At 61.3% G+C, this 22382-nt stretch carries 20 protein-coding genes and 1 other RNA gene; 1 reads left to right on the forward strand and 20 read right to left on the reverse strand.

Annotation, left to right across the window (positions count from 1 at the left end):
• From ABVS03_RS10520 to ABVS03_RS10615, 20 genes are all read right to left on the reverse strand, one after another.
• Positions 1-564 (reverse strand): NAD(P)-dependent oxidoreductase (locus tag ABVS03_RS10520; protein ID WP_368019081.1); only part of this gene is annotated, 564 nt, incomplete at its 3' end.
• Between the two features lie 166 nt (positions 565-730).
• Positions 731-1126: a 30S ribosomal protein S9 gene (gene rpsI / locus ABVS03_RS10525; protein WP_330972517.1), complete on the reverse strand. Its 396-nt coding sequence runs from the start codon at positions 1124-1126 to the stop codon at positions 731-733.
• Between the two features lie 3 nt (positions 1127-1129).
• Complete coding sequence (gene rplM / locus ABVS03_RS10530) at positions 1130-1570, reverse strand: 50S ribosomal protein L13 (protein ID WP_330972516.1); 441 nt, start codon at positions 1568-1570, stop codon at positions 1130-1132.
• Between the two features lie 144 nt (positions 1571-1714).
• Positions 1715-2632 (reverse strand): patatin family protein, encoded by a 918-nt coding sequence (locus ABVS03_RS10535; protein WP_368019070.1) that lies wholly within the window; start codon positions 2630-2632, stop codon positions 1715-1717.
• Positions 2633-2688: 56 nt separating this feature from the next.
• The gene (locus ABVS03_RS10540; protein WP_368019071.1) at positions 2689-4071 is read right to left on the reverse strand and encodes a threonine/serine exporter ThrE family protein; all 1383 of its coding nucleotides are present in this window, start codon (positions 4069-4071) and stop codon (positions 2689-2691) included.
• Between the two features lie 124 nt (positions 4072-4195).
• Positions 4196-4563: a transfer-messenger RNA gene (gene ssrA, locus ABVS03_RS10545) on the reverse strand.
• A gap of 93 nt (positions 4564-4656) precedes the next feature.
• Complete coding sequence (locus ABVS03_RS10550) at positions 4657-5349, reverse strand: YoaK family protein (protein ID WP_330972513.1); 693 nt, start codon at positions 5347-5349, stop codon at positions 4657-4659.
• A 145-nt stretch (positions 5350-5494) separates the two neighbouring features.
• Complete coding sequence (locus ABVS03_RS10555; protein WP_330972512.1) at positions 5495-5641, reverse strand: rubredoxin-like domain-containing protein; 147 nt, start codon at positions 5639-5641, stop codon at positions 5495-5497.
• Positions 5642-5706: 65 nt separating this feature from the next.
• A complete protein-coding gene (locus ABVS03_RS10560) occupies positions 5707-6219 on the reverse strand; it encodes a flavin reductase family protein (RefSeq protein WP_330972511.1) in 513 nt (170 codons plus the stop codon).
• Between the two features lie 30 nt (positions 6220-6249).
• On the reverse strand, positions 6250-6726 hold the full coding sequence (gene smpB, locus ABVS03_RS10565) for an SsrA-binding protein SmpB (RefSeq protein ID WP_330972510.1): 477 nt from the start codon (positions 6724-6726) through the stop codon (positions 6250-6252).
• Entirely contained in the window at positions 6726-7595 is an 870-nt protein-coding gene (locus ABVS03_RS10570; RefSeq protein ID WP_368019072.1) for a tetratricopeptide repeat protein, read from the reverse strand. Before ABVS03_RS10570 ends, smpB begins: the two co-directional genes overlap by 1 nt.
• A gap of 51 nt (positions 7596-7646) precedes the next feature.
• Positions 7647-9698 carry a ribonuclease R gene (rnr, locus tag ABVS03_RS10575; protein ID WP_368019073.1) on the reverse strand — a complete coding sequence of 684 codons (2052 nt, stop codon included), beginning with the start codon at positions 9696-9698 and terminating at the stop codon, positions 7647-7649.
• An 87-nt stretch (positions 9699-9785) separates the two neighbouring features.
• Positions 9786-10709 (reverse strand): permease-like cell division protein FtsX, encoded by a 924-nt coding sequence (ftsX, locus tag ABVS03_RS10580; RefSeq protein ID WP_368019074.1) that lies wholly within the window; start codon positions 10707-10709, stop codon positions 9786-9788.
• On the reverse strand, positions 10696-11805 hold the full coding sequence (gene ftsE / locus ABVS03_RS10585; RefSeq protein ID WP_368019075.1) for a cell division ATP-binding protein FtsE: 1110 nt from the start codon (positions 11803-11805) through the stop codon (positions 10696-10698). The genes ftsX and ftsE overlap by 14 nt, the downstream gene beginning before the upstream one ends.
• A gap of 305 nt (positions 11806-12110) precedes the next feature.
• On the reverse strand, positions 12111-13040 hold the full coding sequence (locus tag ABVS03_RS10590; RefSeq protein ID WP_368019076.1) for a transketolase family protein: 930 nt from the start codon (positions 13038-13040) through the stop codon (positions 12111-12113).
• On the reverse strand, positions 13033-13932 hold the full coding sequence (locus tag ABVS03_RS10595) for a transketolase (protein ID WP_330972505.1): 900 nt from the start codon (positions 13930-13932) through the stop codon (positions 13033-13035). The genes ABVS03_RS10590 and ABVS03_RS10595 overlap by 8 nt, the downstream gene beginning before the upstream one ends.
• A 144-nt stretch (positions 13933-14076) precedes the next feature.
• The gene (locus tag ABVS03_RS10600) at positions 14077-14952 is read right to left on the reverse strand and encodes a YitT family protein (protein ID WP_330972504.1); all 876 of its coding nucleotides are present in this window, start codon (positions 14950-14952) and stop codon (positions 14077-14079) included.
• Positions 14949-16073, reverse strand: coding sequence for a peptide chain release factor 2 (gene prfB, locus ABVS03_RS10605; RefSeq protein ID WP_368019077.1), 1125 nt, complete (start codon positions 16071-16073; stop codon positions 14949-14951). The genes ABVS03_RS10600 and prfB overlap by 4 nt, the downstream gene beginning before the upstream one ends.
• The gene (secA, locus tag ABVS03_RS10610; RefSeq protein ID WP_368019078.1) at positions 16073-18952 is read right to left on the reverse strand and encodes a preprotein translocase subunit SecA; all 2880 of its coding nucleotides are present in this window, start codon (positions 18950-18952) and stop codon (positions 16073-16075) included. Before secA ends, prfB begins: the two co-directional genes overlap by 1 nt.
• A gap of 130 nt (positions 18953-19082) precedes the next feature.
• Positions 19083-21932 (reverse strand): BTAD domain-containing putative transcriptional regulator, encoded by a 2850-nt coding sequence (locus ABVS03_RS10615; protein WP_368019079.1) that lies wholly within the window; start codon positions 21930-21932, stop codon positions 19083-19085.
• 264 nt (positions 21933-22196) lie between these two features.
• Between ABVS03_RS10615 and ABVS03_RS10620 the strand changes: the two genes are divergently transcribed.
• A partial coding sequence (locus ABVS03_RS10620; protein WP_368019080.1) for a hypothetical protein occupies positions 22197-22382 on the forward strand: 186 nt, incomplete at its 3' end.

Here is a 22382-nt window from a genome sequence, read left to right on the forward strand (position 1 = left end):
CACCAGATGGTGGTTTGCAGGCGTTGCCGGCACATGGAAGGAGATCACGTCGGACGCACGGAAGAGCTCATCCTGCGATACATAGGCAGCGCGCTTCGCGACTTCAGGGTTCGCATGATGGCCTGTGGCCAGAATCTCGCAGCCAAAGCCGGAGAGCCTCTGCACGACGGCAGCGCCGATGGCGCCGGTACCGACGACGCCCACGGCAAGAGAGGAGAGCGTCCTGCCTTCGAGCCCTCTGAGCGAATAGTCGTTCACGTTCTGCTGGCAGACCGCAGCCTTGCAGTGCCTGAGGGCCACGAGCATGAGCATGAGCGTGAAGTCCGCGACAGAATCAGGCGCATAGTGCGCATTGCCGACCGCGATGCCGAGACGTGCAGCAGCATCGAGGTCGATATGGTCCATGCCGATGGTGCGGGTGACAAGCACATGCACGCCACGGCCTGCAATCTTGGAGAGGAGCTCCTCGCCGTAGCGGCACTTGTCCCAAGACCAGCGCTGCATCGGCCCCATCGAGCACGTCCAGATGGTCTGGCAGAAGGCCGCACTCGAGCGTGAGCGCATCCACAAAGGGGAGCTTCTCCACACGCTGGAATGCCTCGGCCTCGTCCGGTCTGGCCTCGAATGCTGCAATCTTCATGTCTCCCCATTCCCATGCTGTTCCGAAGCATACGAAAAGAGCCCGCCTCCAGCTGGAGACGGACTCTTGAATGGAGCAAGCCAGAAAGCTTTAGCGCTTCGAGAACTGCGGGCGCTTGCGTGCCTTCTTCAGGCCGTACTTCTTGCGCTCGACAGCACGTGCATCGCGCGTGAGGTAGCCAGCCTTCTTGAGGTCAGCGCGGTACTCGCCAGCCGTGAGAAGTGCGCGGGCGATGCCCAGGCGCAGTGCGCCGGACTGGCCATTGATGCCGCCGCCATCGCAGAGAGCGATAACGTCGAAGTGGCCCTCGGTGTCCGTCACGCGGAACGGTGCCAGTGCGTTGTCGACGAGCTGCTGGCGGCCGAAGTAGTTGAGTGCGTCACGGCCATTGACGGTGACCTTGCCGGTACCCGGAACAAGGCGGACGCGGGCGGTTGCCTCCTTGCGGCGACCGGTGCCGGTGTAAACAGCGGTGTTGTCAGCCATCGGTTAGGCCCTCCAATCGATCTTCACAGGGTTCTGAGCGGTGTGCGGATGCTCAGGACCAGCGTAGACCTTGAGCTTCATGGCCTGCTGGTGACCAAGGGTCGACTTCGGGAGCATGCCCTGAACCGCGTGCTCGATGACACGCTCGGGGTGCTTCTCCATAGCCTCCTTGAAGCTTTCGGTCTTGAGGCCGCCCAGCCAGCCGGAGTAGCGCCAGTAGGACTTCTTGTCTGCCTTGTTGCCGGTAAGCTGGACCTTAGCGGCATTGATCACGACAACGAAGTCTCCCGTGTCTACATTCGGGGTGTACTGCGGCTTGTTCTTGCCACGGAGCACATTGGCTGCCGTCGTAGCAAGACGACCAAGGGTCGCACCGTCGGCGTCGATGAGCACCCACTTGCGCTCGACTTCGCCGGCCTTGGCGTAATGAGTCGACTTCTTCACTTGACTCCTCCATGTACCTGTAACGAAATGCTTATCCTATGAGATTACGGGGCTCAGTGGAAAGCCTTCAAAGTATACAACGGCTCCACATGACCTGCAAAGATTCTTTTGTTCCCACAGCTCGTCCACATAGATCCGACACTGCTAGAAGCGGCCGGGATGCACGGGCTGCCAGGTGCTCTCGGGCACGAATGCGCAGATCTCGTCCAGGTGCCTGATGGCTTCCTGCCTGCCCTCGATATAGAGGTCGAGAAGCTTTCCGCCATCCGACTCGTTGACGCCGACATCGACAGGCTCAGGCGGTGCGATCACGAGGCAGGAACCCTCCTTCTCGCGGCGCCACAGGTCTTCGCGCTCACCGTTGTACATGTAGCGGCGATCCTCGAGCGCCTTTATGAAGTAGGGGTAGTCATCGTAGCGGTGGGAGCGCAAGACAAGGCCTTCGTTGCCAAGGCCCTTCACATAGCCGCGGTCGCGCGTGAGGACGACAAGGACCTTTTCCGCCGGCTTGAAGTCCTCGATGTAGGGAAGCTCCTTCTCCCCCAGAGCTGCTGCGAAGGGGATCGAGTCCGTCGTGCCGCCGTCGAGCATCTCGTGGCCTCTGACCTTCACGGTATGCGAGAAGAGCGGAAGCGACGAGGAGGCACGGATGGCTTCGATATCCTCTGGGAGCTCCTTCACCTCGAGATAGGCAGGCGTGCCGAAGATCGCGTCAGAGGCGACGCAGTACATGCGCATCGGGTTGTCCTTGAACGTCTCATTGTCGAAGGGATCGAGCTCGTTCTGCACCTTGTCGTAGAGGAAGTCCTCGGCCGCGATATTGCCGGTCTTCACATACGACCACCAGGACATGCAGCGAGGATCGTCTCGGTAGGCAAGCATGATGCGCATCGCACGGCCGATCTGGCGGCTCTTGTAGGTCGCTGCATTCATGGCACCAGCAGAGACGCCCCAGACAGCGCTGAACCCATAGATGCCATGCTCCATCAGGACATCCGTCACGCCTGCCGTGAACATGTCACGGAATCCGCCGCCTTCGAGCACCAGTGCCACGCCTGCCATATATCCTCCTCCGTTATCCATTGAGATGGTTATACCCATCATTGGGCACTTGAGCCCTAGCTGAGATAGCGCCAATGCCTGTCCGTGAGGATGCGGGCAGCAGCCAGGCCTATCGGCAGGAACACGACAATCAGGGCTGCCCTCACCATCCACGTGAGCGAGTCGGCGATGTTGTAGGACGCAAGATAGAAGATTGCGCGATACATGTAGAGACCAGGGACCATGATCACGATGGAAGGCACGGTAAGCGAGATCCTCGGGAACGTGAGCTTTTTCCTCACGGCCGAGGCGATGAGGCCTGCCGCAAGGGCTCCCAGGAAGGCCGCTGCCTCGGGCGGCACGGCAGCAAAATCGACGAGCTCGAGCCTGAGCGTATTGGCAACAGCGCCGATCGCCCCTGCCGTGGCTGCCATGGGCACCGGACTCGAAAACATGATCGAGAAGCCGAAGACGCCGCAGAAGCTCATGGCTGCCCTCATGAGCGCCAGAGGCGCCGGCGCTATTCCCAGGGGCGCGAAATCATCCGGCGCAAGATGGACAATGCTTGCAACAAGCCAGCCGAAGAGCGTCGCGACAAGGATGACCGTAAGCGCATAGCACAGGCGCTCGATGCCGCTCTTGAAATCCATCTTCGCGATATCGAGCCCGCTCGTGATCAGCGGAAAGCCGGGGATGACAAAGAGCATGGCACCGATGTAGCCCGCCTCGTGCGAAAGCGCCGCAGAATCGAAGATTCCTAGGGCCATAAGCGCCAGAAGATAGCTGACGCAGGCACAGGACACGGCAACCGCGACGCAGGCAAAATGCGTGATGCGCCGCGCCCCCATGATGCGGCGCACATACTGCCCCGCGCCTGCCCCGACGAAGGCGCACAGCATCTCCGGCGCGCCTCCCCCAAGCAGGAACACGAAGGCGGAGCAGGCAAGCGCCGATGCAAGTGCCGACTGCAGCGGCGTATAGCCGTCTTTCGTCTCATGCTCGATCTGGTCCATGAGGCGATGGCACTCCTTGACCGTGAGGTCTGCCCCGCAGGCCTCGAGATCCTTCATGAACGTCTCCATGCGCCAGATGCGCTTCGTGTTCACGCCGCAGGACGGCAGCGAGACGATGAAGGTTTCGCGCTCCGTCCCATCGACGCAGGTGCACTCGATCGTGAGCAGGCTCACGTCGGCCGAGCAGACGACGCCGAGCGTCTGGGCCACACGGTTCATGGCCTCGCGCACGCGCCAGCCTCCCGTGCCGCCCGAAAGCGTCAGGAGCCCGACACGGGCAATGATGGCGCAGCGGTCCTCGAGACAGGCATCGCGTGCGATCGCATCCGGCTCGTGGATCGTGTCATGCCACCTCAAAGGCATATGGTGGGGATGCGTAAACGATGTGGACGAGACGAGCTCCTCGAGCTCTGTCCACTCTTCCTCTGTTGCCGGCACATCCTGCATGGGAAAGACCACTTCCAAAAGACCAGTTTCGCTCTCAGCGCAGACGGCCCCCAGTCTAGCAGCAGCCCGGCTGCGGCATGAAAAAAGCGGGCCACGTGCACATGCACGCAGCCCGCATCGCTTTTGGTGGAGGTGCGGAGAATCGAACTCCGGTCCAAAACAAACCCCTGACAGGTGTCTCCAGGCTCAGCCAGTGCTTGAATCTCGGATGCCTTGCACGCGCCGGCCTGCGCTCGGCATCCCAGCCGGTTCAGTCTTGGCTTCCGGCATACCCGCTACGTCCGGAAGTGCAGCTCCCTCAAATGACGCCGCACCACAGTCGGGAGCATGCTGCGGATTGACGGCTGCTAGCTAAAAGTTAAGCAGCGAGGGCGTAAGAGCCCTGATAAGAGTTGTCGTCAATTCAATTTGACGGTACCCCTGTTTAACGTGGCGAGGAGACCACGGCCTGCTGCCCATCTCAGGTCTGCCCTGTCGAAACCAGTCACCCCCGGTTCGATAAGCAGATCGCTCTGCTGTTTTCAAAGTGCCCCGCCTGCGCGGCCTCATAAGTATACCCACCTGGGAGCATTTCTGACAGAGGCGCTATGCCTTCAGGGAAGCTTCCTCCTCTTCCATCCTGTGCTCTCGGTCCCAGAACATGAGGCAGAAGGCAGCCGTCAGAAGGATGGAGCTCGCGGCGATAGCATGGAGGCCGAAGGCGGAAAGCAGGCGCGAGCCGATGATGGCACCGATGATGAAGGTGAGGATCGTGCCGTAGTAGAGAAGGGCCGACTCCAGGTGCTCACTCTCTCGTGTGTGGATGAAATCCATAAGGTTATGGGTGCCGCTCCTGAGATTGCCGATGCACATCGTCGTCGCGAATCCCCGTCCATGGAGCTTGCGGAAGGCCTGGACCTGCATGCCGCAGGCAAGAGACGTCAGGCTGTTTGCCAGAAGGTCGAAATCCTGGGGCACAAAGGAGACAGCCGCAAGAAGGGCCGCCTCGACGAGAAGCGACGTCTGCCGCCAATGCAGGTGGTGCTCATGGCTCACATGCTTCACGGTGTGTGCGAGGGCGATGCCGAAGGCGAAGGCCAGGACCGGCAATGCGTAGTGGGCGGCCTGGTGCCAGTCGCCGTCTGCGATGTTCACGCCGAGCAGCAGCATGTTGCCCGTCTGCGCGTTCGCGAAGACCTTCCCACGTCCCAGATAGGAGTAGGCATCCATAAGGCCGCCCGAAAGCGCCAGAAGGGCGGCAAGCTCGATGGATTCTGATGTCTGCCGTGCACGCTGCATAAGATGAAATCCGCTCTTGTCGAAGCCAGTACCGGCCTTTCATTCTATGCGCTCATGCACGGGAGCTGAAAAAAGGCGCAACAGCAGCACGTGGCCGCCATTGCGCCTGCACATCTGTCGCAAGAGACAGCGTTTCTGTCTGGTGCTAGTCCTCGACGCGCTCGAACATGTCGGGGCCCACGCCGCAGACGGGGCATACATAGTCATCGGGGAGCTCGGGGGTGTCGACCTCGACCTCGTAGCCGCAGACGGTGCACACGAACTTGTAGGTCTTCTTCTCTTCGTCGGCCATGGTGCTTCCTCTCCTAAAAGGTTTCTGCTTCATGAAGGGGCCCTTCCCCTCCATGGCATGTAACTTTAGCCTATTTCAGGGACAAAGGAAGAGGCGCGGGCAGGCGTCTTTCCCTTGAGCTCCGAGTGGTACCAGCCGTAGTCGAGAAGAGGAGCGTCACTCAGCACTTCGGCGTCCTCGACCTTGCCGACAAACACCATATGCGTGCCCACATCCATGGTCTGGACGACTTTGCAGGCAATGACGGCAGCCGCATTCTGCTTCACATACGGATCGCCGAACATCGTGCGGAACGTATCGTCTCCTGCATACTTCGCAAAGTTCGCGCCGGTCCTGAAGCCGAAGCGTCCGATGAACGGCATGTCCGCCTCGCGTGTGAGCGGCACGAGCGCAAAGTGTCCTGCCGCCTCGATGATGCCTTCCGTATAGTTCTGCTTGTTCACGGCCACCATGACCTGGAGCGGCTCAGAGGTGAGCTGGAGCCCCGTGTTCACGACGCAGCCGCTCTCGCGGGTGCCGTCGGACGCCGAGACCACATAGAGGCCAGAGGTGAACTTGAAGAGCGCACGTGTATCCATTGAAATCCCCTCTCCGAAGCCGCTTGGAGGCTAGCGGCTCCTCGCCTTGAGCGCGCGCTGGATCTCGCGCTCGGTATCCCGTTTTGCCATGTCTGCACGCTTGTCGTAGAGCTTCTTGCCCCGGGCAAGCGCGATTGTGAGCTTTACGCGGTTGTGCTCGTCGAAATACATCTGGAGCGGCACGATGGCTGTGCCCTTCTGGCGGAGCTTCTGGTCAAGGTAGAAGATCTGCCTCTTGTGGAGAAGGAGCTTCCTTCTCCGGTCGGGATCCCTGTTCCAGACGCCACCGTTCACGTACGGGTGGATATGCATGCCATTGAGCCATACCTCGCCGCCACGGATCAGCACGAACGTGTCCGTGAGCTGGGCCGGCCTGTCGCGCAGGCTCTTCACCTCGGAGCCCGCAAGCTCGATGCCTGCCTCGAACGTCTCGTCGATGAAGTAGTTGTGGGAGGCAGAGCGGTTCCTCGAGATGATCTTGATGTTCGGCTTTCCCTGCTTGCCCATCACGCCTCCCCCTCGTCCTTCTCATCCTTCTCGTCCTTCTCGTCATCCGCATGGATGAGCTCGAGGAGGGCCTTGCAGGCATCGGTGCCGACAAGGTCGCGGGCACGGATCGTGAGCTCCGTCGCAAGGTTCCTGTTGCCGAAGTCGGCTGCATCGGAGGCACAGAAGAGAAGGCAGACCGCGATGTCGGCATTTGCGCCGTCAGGCAGCCCTTCCTTGCCCAGAAGCTCGCTGCATTCCGAATCGTCTACCTCATCCGGATCGTGGTCCGTACCCTTAGCGTCGGCGAGCATCTGCGTGAGCTTCCCGTCGTCTCCCATATCGAGGCGGCGCGCAGCGCGCAGGGCCGCTGCCTGCGTCCGGGGCTTGCCGATCGCTCCGAAGTACTCGGAGAAGTTTGCAAACGCACGCGCGAGATGGCGGGCATCGCTTGCGCGCTCGAAGACGGAATACGTGAGTGCCAGATATTCCTGGCTGTCGCCCTGGGCACGGAAGAGCTCGGCGAGGTCGAGCCTTGCTCCGCAGTCCATGGGATTCCAGCGTATGCACTGCTTCAGCGCCTCGATGGCTTCCTGGGCATCCCCCATCCTCACGCAGGCAAGCGCAAGGTCGGAATAGAGCCTCGAGAGCGGCTCTCCCACATCCTCGAGCGTGCGCGGATCCTTCTCGACACGGCGGTAGGCCAGGCGCTCGAAGAGCGTCGGAAAGGCGAACCACTGCATATCCTCTGTCGTCTGGCAGTTCGCATCGACGTATTCCTCGGCGTCCTCGGCAAGTGCCGCCAGACGCTTCTTTGCTGCCTCATCCTGCCCGTCGACCATGAGCGATTCTGCCGCGACGAGCTCATCCTGAAGATTGCTAGTTCCCATATCGTTCCTGTCATGCGTGCAGAAGCCCTGCTTCTGCCGTCTGTTCTCTATCTATGCGTTCCTACCCGTCTCGGCCCTTCTTGATGCAGGTGCCTGGTTTGCCGCAAGCGCAAAGCCGATGCGTCCCCGCATCGTGTCCACATCATGCACGGTGACCGCAACCCGCTGGCCCAGACGGTATCTCTTTCCTGACTGCTCGCCCGTGAGCGTCATGCGCGTCTCGTCGTAGTCGAAATACTCGTCGCCGAGAGACCGTATCGGCACAAGACCTTCTGCCATCGTGTCGTCGAGCACGACGAAGATGCCGAAGCGCTCGACGCCGTCGACGATGCCCGAGAACGCTTCGCCGACATGGCCCTCGAAGAGCTCTGCCATCTTCACGTCCTGCGAGGCATGCGCCGCAGCATCGGCTACGCGCTCCTTGTCGGAGCAGTCGCGGCAGAGCTGGGGCAGCGCATGCGCCCCTTCGGCGAACTTCGGGAGCTTCCCCTCGAGATAGGCCTTGAGCGCCCTGTGTACGGTGTCATCCGGATAGCGGCGGATCGGCGAGGTGAAGTGGCAGTAGGCCGCCGTCCCGAGCGCGAAGTGCCCCTCGTTGTGGTCGAGATAGATGGCTCGCTTCTGCGCACGGAGGAGCATCGTCGAGACGAGGTAGGCAGAAGGCGTCTTTTCCGAGCGTGCCAGCACAGCCTGCATCGCATGGGGATTGCCGGTCTCGAAGGCAAGCGTCTCGTCTGAGCTCCCGAAGAGGTCGAGCTCCTTGAATATGGGGACAAGCGCCTCGAGATTCTCCTCGGAGGGTGCCTCATGCACACGGTAGGCGCAGGGTGCCTCGCGGTCGGAGAGAATCTTGGCGACCGACTCATTTGCAAGAAGCATCGCTTCCTCGACAAGCGAGGTCGCCCGCGTCTTCTCGCGGATCAGGACACCGGTCGGCGTGCCGTCCTTGTCGAGTGCCACCTTCGCCTCGCGCGACGGGAAATCGAGCGCGCCCCTCTTCTCGCGAATCTTGATGCGGAGACGCGCCACCTCGTCGAGCGCGGTCAGGCTCTCCTTCACCGCCTCGCGCGAGATGGCCTCGCAGGGAAGCTCCTCTCCCGTCTCCAAGAAGCACTCGACCTCGTCGTAGGAGAAGCGTGCACAGCTTCTGATGGCAGCCTTCATGGGCGTGACCGAGACGACCTCGCCCTTGCTCGTGAGCTCCATCTTCACAGCCATCGCAAGCCGGTCCTCGTGGGGCACAAGCGAGCAGACGCCGTTCGAGATGGCCTCAGGAAGCATCGGAATCACGCGGTCCGCCAGATAGACCGAGCAGGTGCGCTGCTGCGCCTCGTTGTCGAGGGAAGAGCCCGGACGCACATAGTGCGTGACGTCGGCGATTGCAACGAGGAGCTCGAAGCCCTGCCCCGTCCTTTTGCCGAAGACCGCATCATCGAAGTCCTTTGCATCGGCAGGATCGATCGTGACAAGCGGGATATCCCTCAGGTCCTTGCGGTATCTGTCCTGTGCAAGCGCCTCTGCGACGCCCGGCACGAGGCCCTCCGCTTCCTTGAGCACTGGAGCGGGGAACTCGTCCGGCAGATCAAAGGAAGCAAGGACCGACTCCATGCCCATATCGAGGCCTGCGGGAGAGCCTATCCTGCGCTCGATTGTCGCCGTGCCGGAGACGCCACGAGACGGATATTCGAGGATGCGCACACGCACGATGTCCCCGTCATGCACGCCGAGCTTTCGGTCCGAGCGGTCTTCAGGGACCATGAAGAAGTCATGGCTCACGCGGATGTCGAGCGGCACGAGGGCACGGAGCGGCCCCGCCTCCTCATAGCGCGCAAGGAGCGTCTTCGTCCCGCGCTCGAGCACGCTTCTCACAATGGCCTGGCGCTCGCCGCCCCTTGCCGGCACGAGCGAGACGGCCACCTTGTCGCCGTTCATCGCCTCATGGAGGCCTCCATGGGCGACACGGAATGTCCCTTCCTGGCAGACGACGCGGGCCCTTCCCCCTTCATGGATATGCAGGGTGCCTGTCGCTGTGGGCTGGGGCTTGTGCCCCCTGTCGCGTCCGTATCTCCTGCCTTTCTTCGGCCTGCGCTTTGCGTGCGACATGAGTCCTCCTCGAGACAAGAGCATGGGGGCAGCACGCTCATGCGTGCCACCCCCATACTAGACCAACAAAATGCTTTGCGCCTGGCGCTAGACGTTCAGGTAGCGCCTCATTGCGATAGCGGAGCCGAAGAGGCCGATTGCCACGCCGACGATGATGAGCAGGCCATAGGTCTGCGCAATGACGGCAGGCTGCAGGTTGAACGAGAGGAACGCCACCTGCTCCTGGAGACGCGGCAGGACGTTCGTGATGACGGCCTGGAGCGCACAGATTGCGAGCAGGGCGCCGATGAGCGCCTCGATGGCGCCCTCGGCGACGAAGGGCCCACGGATGAAGCCGTTCGAGGCGCCGACGAGGCGCTCGATGCCAATCTCGCGGCGGCGTGCCGAGATGGAGAGGCGGATCGTGTTGTTGATGAAGACGAAGGCGACAAACGTCAGCAGCACGACAAGCACGATTGCGATGATACGGATGTAGGACGTGACCGTGAACAGGCGCTCGACCGTCTCGCGTCCATACTGGACCGAGTTGGCCGGATCGGAATCGTCAGCGACAGAGGCGAAGTCGGAATCGTCGATGAGCTTGTTCGCGACGTTCTCGACCTCCTGCGGATCGTTGAGCTTGATCACAAGCGATGCAGGAACCGGGTTCGTGCCGTCGAGTGCCGCAACAGCGTCCTCGGCGTTCTTGTTCGACATCGTGGCTTTGTATTCCTCGAGAGCCTCGTCCTTGCTCTTGTAGGTGACAGACTCGACGTTGTCCCAGCCCTCGATCTTCTGCTGGAGGGCATCGATGGCGTCCTGGGATGCGTCATCTGCGAGGTAGGCCTGGATCGTGACCTTGTCCTCGACGTTGCCGACCATGTTGTCGACAAGGGCAGACAGGAACACGAACGTGCCGATGATGAACAGCGACAGGAAGATCGTGACGATAGCGCCGAACGTGGTGCCGAAGTTGCGCTTGAAGTGGTGCATGGCCTCACGCAGCGAATAGCCGATATTAGATGGTGCCATAGTTGCCATAGCCTCCTCTCTCCTGGTCGCGCACGACGTGGCCGCCCTCAAGGGCGATGACGCGGCGGCGCATGGAGTCCACCATCTCGCGGTCATGGGTGGCCATGACAACGGTGGTGCCGGTGCGGTTGATGCGGTCGAGCAGCTTCATGATGCCAAGCGAGATGGCCGGATCGAGGTTGCCGGTCGGCTCGTCACAGACAAGCAGCGGCGGCCTGTTGACCATGGCGCGGGCGACAGCGACACGCTGCTGCTCGCCGCCGGAAAGCTGGTCCGGATAGTTGTCCATCTTGTCCTGGAGGCCGACAAGGCGCAGCACCTCAGGCACCTGGGCCTTGATGACGGACTTGGGCTTGCCGATGGCCTCGAGAGCGAAGGCGACATTCTCGTAGGTCGTCTTGTCCGGCAGCAGCTTGAAGTCCTGGAAGACGCAGCCGATCTGGCGGCGCAGGTACGGGACCTTCCAGTTGCGCATCGTCGTGAGGTCCTGGCCTGCGACCATGACCTTGCCCTTCGTTGCCTTGAGCTCGCGGGTAATGAGCTTGATGAACGTGGACTTGCCCGATCCGGAGTGTCCGACGATGAAGACGAACTCGCCCGGATAGATGTCGACGCTCACATCCTCCAGGGCCGGCTTGTTCGGCTGGGCCTTGTAGATGAGCGTGACATTGCGGTAGGAGATTGTCGGCGTTCCCTCATGCGGGACCTGGGGCATGCCATTCGAGGAAAGGCCTGCGTAGGACGTGATGCCGTCGTCGTCAGCATCAGAGGACTGCACGATGCCAGCGCTCTGCTGCGTCGGATGCTCGACGGAAGGGACGGTGAAGACAGACGTCGAGGATGGCTGCGCCTGCGGCGCGGGCGCTGCCTCGGGTGCAGGGGCGGCAGTCCTTGCCGGTGCCGGCTCGTCGAAATCGTCGATGGCGCCCGGGGTATCGAGGTCGTCGAGATCGTCGTCGATGTCTGCCGGCGCAGCTGCCTCATCCTGTGCCTGCGGTGCAGCTGCTGCCTTCTCGGCGACGCTTGCATAGATGGACTGCATGACGGAGGACTCCTCGTCGAGAGGCTCTCCATTGTCTGCGTCTTGCGATGTCACATCCTGATATGCGCCCGCAGAAGCGGGCTCGTCTTCTGGTGTAGGAGCGCTCGTCTGCAGGGCGCCGGTGTCTTCCAGCTCTTCATTCCCCTGCCGCTCCCGACTGCGAAAGTGATTGGCCACAGAAGCTCCTTCTCTTTCCTGTATGCACGAATCAGCGGACAGATTGATTTGAAAATCATAGCAAGCATAGCGTCTGCAGCAGGCTGCAGACGCCATGGGCCCTGAAAAATGCACGATTAGCTCAGGACGCTGAAGCAGGACTCAAAGCAAAGCCCTGCTTCTATCAGAGATGTTGCAAAGACCTAACGGCCGAGCGCCTTCTTCACCTCTTGCGCAATGCCCTCTCCGTCGAGGCCGAAGTGATGGAGCAGCACATCGCCGTTTGCCGAGGTGCCGAAGGTTTTCATGCCGACGCGGTGGCAGGGCACCGGCAGCTTCTCGCCGAGGAGCTCTGCTATGGCCGAGCCGACGCCTCCATAGACCGAGTGCTCTTCGCAGGTCACGACATGACCCGTCTTGGAGGCGGAAGCGAGGATCGTCTCCTCGTCGAGCGGCTTCACGGAGAAGATGTCGAGGACCTCTGCCGAGATGCCATCCTGCTCGAGGAGGTCTGCTGCAGCGAGTGCCTGCGAGACCTCGACGCCGGCAGCAGCAATCGTCACATCGGTGCCTTCGCGCACGACGCCTGCGAAGGGAAGGCCGCCTACGAACGTCTCATCGTAGACGAGGGGCACCTTGTGGCGGCCGAGGCGCACATAGACCGGACCCGGCGTCTTCGCGGCAAGGCGCAGCGCTGCCTTTGCAGCCCAGTAGTCTGCCGGCACGAGCACGCGCATGTTCGGAAGGACGCGCATGAGCGTGATGTCCTCGAGCATCTGGTGTGTCGCGCCATCCTCGCCGACCGTGATGCCGGCGTGCGTCGGGCAGACCTTCACGTCGAGGTTCGAATCGCAGACCGTGTTCCTGATCTGGTCGTAGCAGCGTCCGGTGCCGAAGACGGCAAAGGAGCCGGTGAAGACCGTGCGGCCGGTAAGTGCGAGGCCTGCTGCCACATCGATCATGTCCTGCTCGGCGATGCCCACATCGACAAGGCGGTCAGGATCGTAGGCACCGAGCTGGGCAGTCTTTGTCGAGCCTGCCAGGTCGGCGTCGACCGCCATCACATCGAGGCCTTCCTTCACAAGCTCGATGAGCGTCTCTCCGAATGCCTCGCGGGTCGCTCTTCTAGTCATTTGCGGCCTCCTTCAGAAGCTCGGCGCGTGCAGCCTCGAGCTCAGCCAGTGCCTGGGCCCCCTGCTCGGCGCTCGGCGCATTGCCATGCCAGCCTACCTGGTTCTCCATGTAGGAGACGCCCTTGCCCTTGATCGTGTGGCAGATGATGACAGAAGGCTGGTCCTCGACGGCAAGCGCGTTCTTCACAGCTGCCTCGAGCGCCTCGATATCGTGTCCGTCTGCCTCCTGCACATGCCAGCCGAAGGCACGGAACTTCGCCGGCACATCGCCGAGCGTGCAGACCGTGTCGACAGGGCCATCGATCTGAAGGCCATTGAGGTCGACGAAGACGCAGAGGTTTCCGAGCTTCCTGTGGGCAGCAAACATCGCTGCCTCCCAGTTCTGGCCCTCCTGGAGCTCGCCGTCGCCGGTGAGCGCGAAGACATGGCGAAGAGGGGCACCCTTCTTCTCGGCGTCAAGCCTGAAGCCAAGGGCAGCACCCGATGCGACCGACATGCCCTGACCGAGAGATCCTGTGCAGACCTCGATGCCCGGGCAGAGCTTCGAATCGGGATGTCCCTGCAGGATGCTTCCAAGCTTCCTGATCGAGAGCATCTCGTCATCCGTAATCCAGCCAAGCTGGTGGATGATGCCGTAAAGGGCAGGGGCTGCGTGGCCCTTCGAAAGGATGAAGAAGTCGCGGCCGTCCCACTTCGGGTCCTTCGGGTCATAGTTCATGAGGCCCGAGAAATAGAGGACCGAGAGGATATCCGTTGCGGAGAGCGATCCTCCCGGATGTCCCGACCCGGCCTCGGTCAGCATCTGTACGATATCGTGGCGGACTGCATTCGCCACGAGCTCTATCTCGTGCGTCGAGCAGTGCGGCGCCCTGCTCTCGCATTCCTTCGTCATAGCGCTCCCGTCTTTAGGCTTCCTCTGCCCGTTGGGCAGTCCCTTTCATCATATACGCAGGATGCGCAGGATGTGTCCATAAGCAAGGAGAGCATGGGTAAAACCCATGCTCTCCTGCGTACCGGAAACAGACCTTTAACACACTCAGGCTTCGAGGCTGCGGAATCCCTCGCCGAATACCTCGTGGACCTCTGCAATCACGACAATGGCATCGGGATCGAGCTCTGCCACGATATCCTTGAGCTTCGTCGTCTCCGAGCGCCCCATGACGCACATGAGCATGGGCCGTGTCTCGCCGCTGTAGGATCCCTTGGCAGAAATCTCGGTGCAGCCACGGTTGAGCTCGAAGAGGATAGCCTTCGAGATCGCCTCATAGCGGTTCGAGATGATATAGGCCGCACGGGCGGAGCGCGGACCATCGACGACCGCATCGATCGCCTTGCCGCAGATGAACATCGAGATGGCCGCATAGAGCGCGTTCTCGACAGAGAAGACAGGCGCAGAGGCCGCGACGATCGCACCATCCACGACAATCATCATCGTGCCTATCGCGATGTCCGTCTTCTTCGAGATGAGCTGGACGATGATGTCAGTGCCGCCGGTGTTGCCGCCCGCCATGAAGACAAGGCCCAGGCCCACGCCCGTGACGACACCGCCCCAGAGAGCGCAGAGCAGGAGCTCCCCTTCGCCGAGCACGGGCACGATGGGCTGCAGGAGGTCCGTGAAGAAGCCGGAGAGCAGGATTCCTGCCACGGTCTTTGCAAGATAGCGCTTCGAGCCCTGCTTCACGACGAGCGAGAGCAGAAGGATGTTCATCGCAATGGTCTGGACACCGACCGGGATATAGATGCCAGCCCTCTGTCCGAGCGCAAACACGATTGTCGCTATGCCTGTGACGCCGCCTGCAGCAAGGCCATTCGGCAGCTGGAAGGAGTCGAAGCCAAACGCAAAGATGGCGGACCCCACAGCAATCAGAACGACATCGCGTACGATCTCTGCCATCTTCTCGCGCCTGCTCATACCTTCTGTTCCTCCCCTGTCACCCAGCGGTGATAGCCGATGATGAAGGGATCGAGGTCTCCATCATCGAGCACCGATGAAACGTTTCCTGTCTCGACGCCCGTGCGCAGATCCTTCACGAGCTGATAGGGATAGAGCACATAGCTCCTGATCTGGTTGCCGAAGCCGATATCGTGCTTCGGGCCCCTGAGCTCGTCGATCTGCTGCTCCCGCTTCTGGAGCTCGAGCTCGTAGAGGCGGCTCTTCAGGATCTTCATCGCGAAGGCCTTGTTCTGGAGCTGGCTGCGCTCGTTCTGGCACGTGACGACCGTGCCGGTCGGGATATGCGTGATGCGGACTGCAGAGTCCGTCGTGTTGACGCCCTGGCCACCGTGTCCCGTGGCGTGGTAGACATCGATGCGCAGGTCTCCCGGATCGATGTTCACCTCGATATCGTCAGGAAGGACCGGCAGCACCTCGACGCCCGCAAAGGTCGTCTGGCGCCTCTTCTTCTCGTCTGTCGGCGAGATGCGCACGAGACGGTGCACGCCCTGCTCGGCACGCAGCATCCCGTAGGCGTTCTTGCCGCTCACCGTGAACGTCGCGCGGTCGATGCCGATGACCTCGGCCTGGGGCGCATCGTTGACCGTGACCTTCCAGCCGCGGCGGTCGCAGTAGCGCAGATACATCTTGAAGAGCATCTCGCACCAGTCCTGCGCTTCGAGGCCACCCTGGCCTGGCATGATCGTGACGATTGCATCGCCGTGATCGAGATCGTCCGTGAACCAGCTCGAGAGCTCGAGCTCGGAAAGCTCGGATTTCAGCTCTTCTGCAGCAGACGTCGCCTCCTGGCGGAGCTCATCGTCGTCCGTCTCGTCAGCAAGCTCGAGCGCGGCACGTGCATCGCCGAGCTTCTCTGTCGCCGCATCGATGCCCTTGACATCCTCCTGTGCAGATGAGAGCTCAGCCATCGTCTTCTGGGCAGCTGCTGCATCGTCCCAGAAGCCAGGCTCGGCGCTCTTGTGCTGGAGCGCCTCGACAAGCTCGCGCTTCTGCGCGACATGGAGATAGCCCTCCACCTCGTGCAGGCGCTTCTCGAGGGCATCAAGCCCCTCAGCGGTGATCGGAGCCTCGTCTGCCATTAGCGGTTCCTGCCATGGCAGTTCTTGAACTTCTTGCCGCTGCCGCAGGGGCAGGGGTCGTTCCTGCCGACATTCGCGTAAGGATCGGGGTCCTCTGCCTTGCGGTAGGTCTTCGGCTTCTCATCTGCCGGCACGGACTCACGCGCGGTCCTCCTCTGGGCGATGCCCGAAGAGGAGATGTTCCGGTGATGGTCACCGTCGACATCTGCCGGACCCGAATAGCGGGCACCCTTGAGCTCTGCGCCCTCCTGGGCAGGCTGCGGCTGCGCCACGACCTGGATCCTCAGGATGATGCGCAGGAAGTCCTCGTACATGGTGTTGACGAGCTCGGTGAAGGCAGAATAGGCCTCGGTCTTGTATTCGACAAGCGGGTCCCTCTGGCCATAGCCACGAAGGCCGATGCCGGTCTTGAGGTAGTCCATCTCCTGCAGGTATGCCATCCACCTCGTGTCGATGACACGGAGCATGACGCGCATGGAGAGGTCGTTCATCGGGTCGTGCTCGGAAGGTGCAGGCTCGCCGTTATCCAGTGCCGCCTTCGCATCCTGCTGCTGGAGGCCACGTCCGATTCCGCGGATGAACTCTGCCTTCTCGGCGTAGCGGCCATCGACGAAGTCGTCGATCGTCTCGACGATATCCGCCTCTTCCATATCGTGTGTGAGCTCGGGGAGCTCCTTGGTGCCTGTGAGGTCGGCAAGCCACTTGCCGAGGCCCTCGAGATCCCAGTCCTCTGCTTCCGTATCGGCAGGGCAGAAGTTTGCAACCTCGCGCTCGACCGTGTCGTGCGTGACCTCAGCGACATGCGCCGTCAGGTCCTTGCCGTCGAGAATCTTGTTGCGCTCCTCGTAGATGACCTGGCGCTGCTTGTTCATGACATCGTCGTAGTCGAGGACGTTCTTGCGCATCGCGAAGTTGATCTCCTCGACCTTGCGCTGGGCACCTTCGACCGCCTTCGTGACCATCTTCGCCTGAATCGGCATGTCATCCGGCATATCTGCCTTCTTCATCATGGCAGCGATGCGGTCCATGCGGTCGCCGCCGAAGAGGCGCATGAGATCGTCTTCGAGCGAGAGGTAGAACTGCGTCTCGCCCGGGTCGCCCTGACGGCCGGAACGGCCGCGGAGCTGGTTGTCGATACGGCGGGATTCATGGCGCTCGGTGCCGATGACGCAGAGGCCGCCCGTTTCGAGCACCTTCTCCTTCTCTGCTGCACAGATGGCATCTGCCTTAGCACGGTACTTCGGCATTATGGAGTCGACGTAGGCGCGCTTCTGCTTCGTATCTGCGACCGATGCCGGATCTTCCGGATTCATGCTCTTCTCCGGCTGCGGATCGATGCCGTCGTCGCGCATGAGATCCAGCGCCATGAACTGCGGGTTGCCGCCGAGCAGGATATCCGTACCACGGCCAGCCATGTTCGTGGCGATCGTGACGGCGCCGAAGCGGCCTGCCTGTGCGATGATGGCAGCCTCGCGCTCGTGGTACTTTGCGTTCAGGATCTGCGGATGGATGCCGCGCTTCTCGAGAATGCGCATGAGCTTCTCGGAGTTCTCGATCGAGACCGTGCCGACAAGGACTGGCTGGCCCTTGGCATGGCGCTCGACGACGTCGTCTGCGACGGCATTGAACTTTGCCTCGATTGTGCGGTAGACGAGGTCGTCGTGGTCCTTGCGGATGACGGGCTTGTTGGGCGGGATGACCTGCACGGGCAGGTTGTAGATCTCGCGGAACTCGGCATCCTCGGTCATGGCGGTACCGGTCATGCCGGAGAGCTTGTCGTAGAGGCGGAAGTAGTTCTGGAGCGTGATCGTGGCGAGCGTCTGGTTCTCTTCGCGGATCGCAACGCCTTCCTTTGCCTCGATGGCCTGATGGAGGCCCTCCGAGTAGCGCCTGCCCTCCATGATGCGGCCCGTGAACTCGTCGACGATCTTGACCTCGCCGTCAAGCACGACGTACTGCTGGTCGCGGTGGAACATGTACTCGGCCTTGAGAGCCTGCTGGAGATGGTTCACGAGCTGGCCGGAGACATCGGAGTAGATGTCGGCGATGCCGAGGGCATGCTCGATCTTGCGCAGGCCTTCATCGGTTGCGGCAATCGTATGCTTTGCCTCGTCCATCTCGTAGTCCACGTCGCGCGTAAGGCCACGGACTGCACGGGCGAAGTCCTTGTAGGTGCTTGCAGACTTCGTGCCGGCACCGGAGATGATGAGCGGCGTCCTTGCCTCGTCGATGAGGATGGAGTCGACCTCGTCGACGATTGCGAAGTGATGGCCGCGCTGCACGCGCATCTCGGGGCGCGTGACCATGTTGTCGCGCAGGTAGTCGAAGCCGAACTCGGAATTCGTGCCGTACGTGACATCTGCTGCATAGGCAGGCGTCTTCATGTTGAGGCGCATGCCGTTCTGGATGAGGCCGACATTCATGCCGAGGAAGCGGTAGATCTGGCCCATCCACTCGGAGTCGCGCTTGGCGAGGTAGTCATTCACCGTGACGATGTGGACACCCTGGCCGTCAAGTGCATTGAGGTAGCCGGCAAGCGTCGAGACAAGCGTCTTGCCTTCGCCGGTCTTCATCTCTGCAATCATGCCGCGGTGCAGCGCAATGCCGCCGATGAGCTGGACATCGAAGTGGCGCATGCCGAGCGTGCGCTTCGATGCCTCGCGGACCGTTGCGAAGGCCTCAGGCAGAAGGTCGTCGAGCGTTTCGCCGTTCGCAAGGCGCTCACGGAAGAGCACCGTCTGATGCGCAAGCTCTGCGTCATCCATCTTGTCGGGAGCGTAGTTCGGCTCGAGCTCATCGATATGTCCGGCAATCTGCCGGAACTCCTTGAGCTGCTTGTCCGCTCCCATGGAGAGCAGCTTGGAGAAGAAGTTAGCCATAGCATTCCTTAAGGGTAAAGCGCATTTGCCACCGGCGGCGTATGCGCAGCATGCACACGACCAACACTGTATCCGATATCAGGGCAACTCTTTCCCGCCATCCACCATATCATCAAAAGTGCACTGCCTTTCAGTCGCTTTCCAGAGATGGATGTCTGCCCCTGCTTGCACCTTGCGCCCCTGCCTCCCGCAGGGCATCGTCCATGAGGGCACGCATGCGGCCGGAAGGGTAGATGCCGGAGTCGTCCATGAGCTGCTGCGAGAAGCTCTGGTAGGCTTCCCAGGCATCTGCCGTGCGCCCCTGCCTGAGATAGACCCTGATGAGCACGATGGCGGCATCCTCGCGGGTCGGAAGCTCCCGGCAAGCGGAGCGCGCGTAGAGTGCAGCGGCACTCAGGGAGCTCTCGTCGAGGGCGATCTGCGCTGCCTTCGAGAGCGCATCGACATACTCCTGTCTGAGCTCCTCTGCCCTTCTCACCATCATCCCCGAGCTGTCCTGCGATGCGACGATCATCTCTCCCTGATAGATATCCAGGATCTCGTCTGCCGCCTCGAGCGCACGTTCGGTACCCGTGGCTTCCGCAAGCACCTCCTTCACGAGGGCCTCGAAAGCATCCACATCGCAGATGACAGAAGCGGGATTGAGCGAGATGAGGCCGTCTCCTCCGACGATGAAGCGGGCACCTGTTCCTTTCTGGTGCACGACCTCGCGCAGCGTGCTCACGGCCGAATAGATCTTCGGGCGCCCCTCGACGTAGTTCGATTCCGGCCAGAGCGCCGCCAGCACATCTGCTCTCCTCATCGTGTGCCCCCGCTTGGCTGCAAGCATCTGGAGGAGCGCCTTCGAAGAGCGCCTTGGCCAGCGGTTCAGGAGGATGGGCTCGCCGTCTACCTTCGCCTCGAAGCGGCCGAGGAGGCTTATCTCGAGAAGGCCTGGCACATCGCCTGCAAGAGGCACAGGCTCGACCCCCAGAGGCTCTTCCCGTCTCTCCTCCCTCTTCTTCGGATGCGCTACCTCCTGCCACAGCGCCACATCGCGCTTCCAGCCTTCTGGCACAGCATCGCCGATCTGGGACGAGAAGCTCTGGGGCATGCCCAGAAGAAGCGCCAGAATCCAGCGGAGCTGGAGCGGCAGGTCCTGGTCTTCGAGCTTCGTGCCCTGCGCTGCGCATCGCACGGCACGGGCCATGAGCCTTCCTTCAGCGCTCTTCGCCTTGCCGAGCCTTCGTGCGACGCTGCGTGCGGTCATGCCGCCGATCTCTGTCGCCTGGAGGAGATGTATCTCGTCGAGAAGCGGCGTGCTCGAAAGCTCCTCTGCGGCACGTTCTGCGTGCGCCAGAAAGACATGGGCATGCGCTGCAGATCCCTGCCTGAGCGCAGCTGCTCCTCCCGCAATGCCCGAAACGAGCTGCGGCAGCGCATCTTCCCTCTCGCTCCAGTACGAGGCGAGGCGTCCGAGCTCGCCGGGGCCAGACGCTGCAGGACCCATAGCAAGAGCAGCAGCCTGAAGCGTCCGTACCCAGAGCGCACCTATATCCAGCCTGCTGTCCGCAACACGGGGCCAGATGCTTCGCTTCCCCAGCAGCACTTCCCGGAAGAACGCTACATCTGCCTCAGCCACCTCAGATAGAAGCCCCGTTTCCCTGGGAAGCGCGGCTGAAGGGATATCAGGTGCCTCTCCTTCGAGGAGTGCCTTCCAGAGAGCGCAGTGTAGCGCAAAGCCATCATCGCTTCCGTCTGCCAGCTCCTGGAGCCTGCCTGCCCTATCTCCGAGGCTCTGCCGGATGCGCCATATCCCTTCATAGGCAGAAAGCGACGTATCCTTTGTCCTCTTCTGCACACCCACCCTCTGCCGCCAGGTCTGGAGAGCCTTTGTGCGCGGTTCTGAGACAAGCTTGAGCCCGCATGCAGCCGAGAGCCCTTCCTTCTTGTTGCGCGTGGCTCCAGCCTCCCGAAGCGCTTTCTCGACGGCCTTTGCTTCGCCTGCATCGAGATAGCGCGCACCTTCGAGCACGATATGCGCTGCTGCCTGCCTTCCAAGCTTCATGTGTGCAGCCAGGATGGCCGCACGCTGGAAAAGCGAGCGCTTCTCGAGCGCCAGGATGCAGAGCAGCCCCTCCTGCTGATCCATCACATCGAGCGTGCCAAGGAAGCGGTCCATATGGGCAAGGACGCGGACGTCCTGCGTGCATCCGCAGGTCCAGCTGTCACCTTCGAGCGCGACAAGCGGAATGTATGAAGAGACCCGTACAGCAGCAGCCCCTGCATCGTCGCCGAGGATGCCTTCGAGCTCCTTGAGCGTGCCAGTCCCGAAGAGCAGCATGCAGGAAAACGCTTCGCGTGCTTCCTTTGAGAGCGCCGATGCTTCTGTCATGACCGCGGCATCAGCCTCATGCGCAAAGCACAGCGCATCGCTGTCAGAGAGCAGCCCATCGGGTTCTGCATGGAAGGTCCAGAGCGCCCGCATGAGGGAAGGCGTGCCCGCCGATATCCTGAGCGCCTCATCGAAGGCGATGCCGCCCTTCCAGCCCTTCCGCTCATATGCAGCGAAGCAGGCATCATGGGCATCTTCCCAGGAAACGTCCTCGCCGAGGCCTGAAGGTTCTACTCCCTCTTCCCTGAATGCGCAGACGATCTTTCCGCCACGCCTGACAAAGAGGCGAAATGCCTTTCCAAAGCGTATGGATTCTGTCTCTGTAAAGGCAGGAAGGGAGTCAAGGATCAGGACGGTGGTGGCAGCAAGTCCGCCCACTGGCATCTTCTGGTCCTCTTTGGCGATCTCTCCTGCACAGGATCTGGAGGTGCGCCCCTGAAACGTCCTATATATGACATGGAAGCCTTGATCGGGACCGGTATCCTTGAGGAGCTTCAGGGCAGGCGTCAGACCACATCCCGGGTTTGCCCGAATGCAGAGGGCATCGCTATGCCGAAGAGCGGATGCTATTGCATTTGCCACGCGCTCGCGATGCGCGTCGAGCATGCCTTCGAGCTCTTCTGCATCGCTTGCAGATTCTGTTTCCGATTGCTGTACATCTCCGGATTCCATGTCTGTCCCCTCTGATTGCTTGTTGAACGCTTTCTGAATGTTCATTTCTCGAACTTTAAGGTTCAGCAAGATTCGATGGGACAGGAGCGGGGTCCGAAGGTCATTTGCTCTGTCAGATTATTAACGTATAGATGTTTTCGTGCTGGTCGCAAACATGCTTCATATTGATTCAGCTAGCTGCCCATTCATGAGATCCATGTGACCAGCATCAACTCGGATATCTATCATGCTGCATATAATGATTGTTTCTTGCAACACATAGGAAATAGCATGCATAAAAAGCCGCAGATACGCGCCTATCGCCACATGAATATAGAAGCAGCTGAGCAATGCAAACAGGAAAGCACAGCATGCTCTGCGAGTATGACTCATGGTCTCTGTATA

The organism is Olsenella sp. AGMB03486 (genome assembly GCF_040884255.1).
Classification (GTDB): Bacteria; Actinomycetota; Coriobacteriia; order Coriobacteriales; family Atopobiaceae; genus Olsenella_L; species Olsenella_L kribbiana.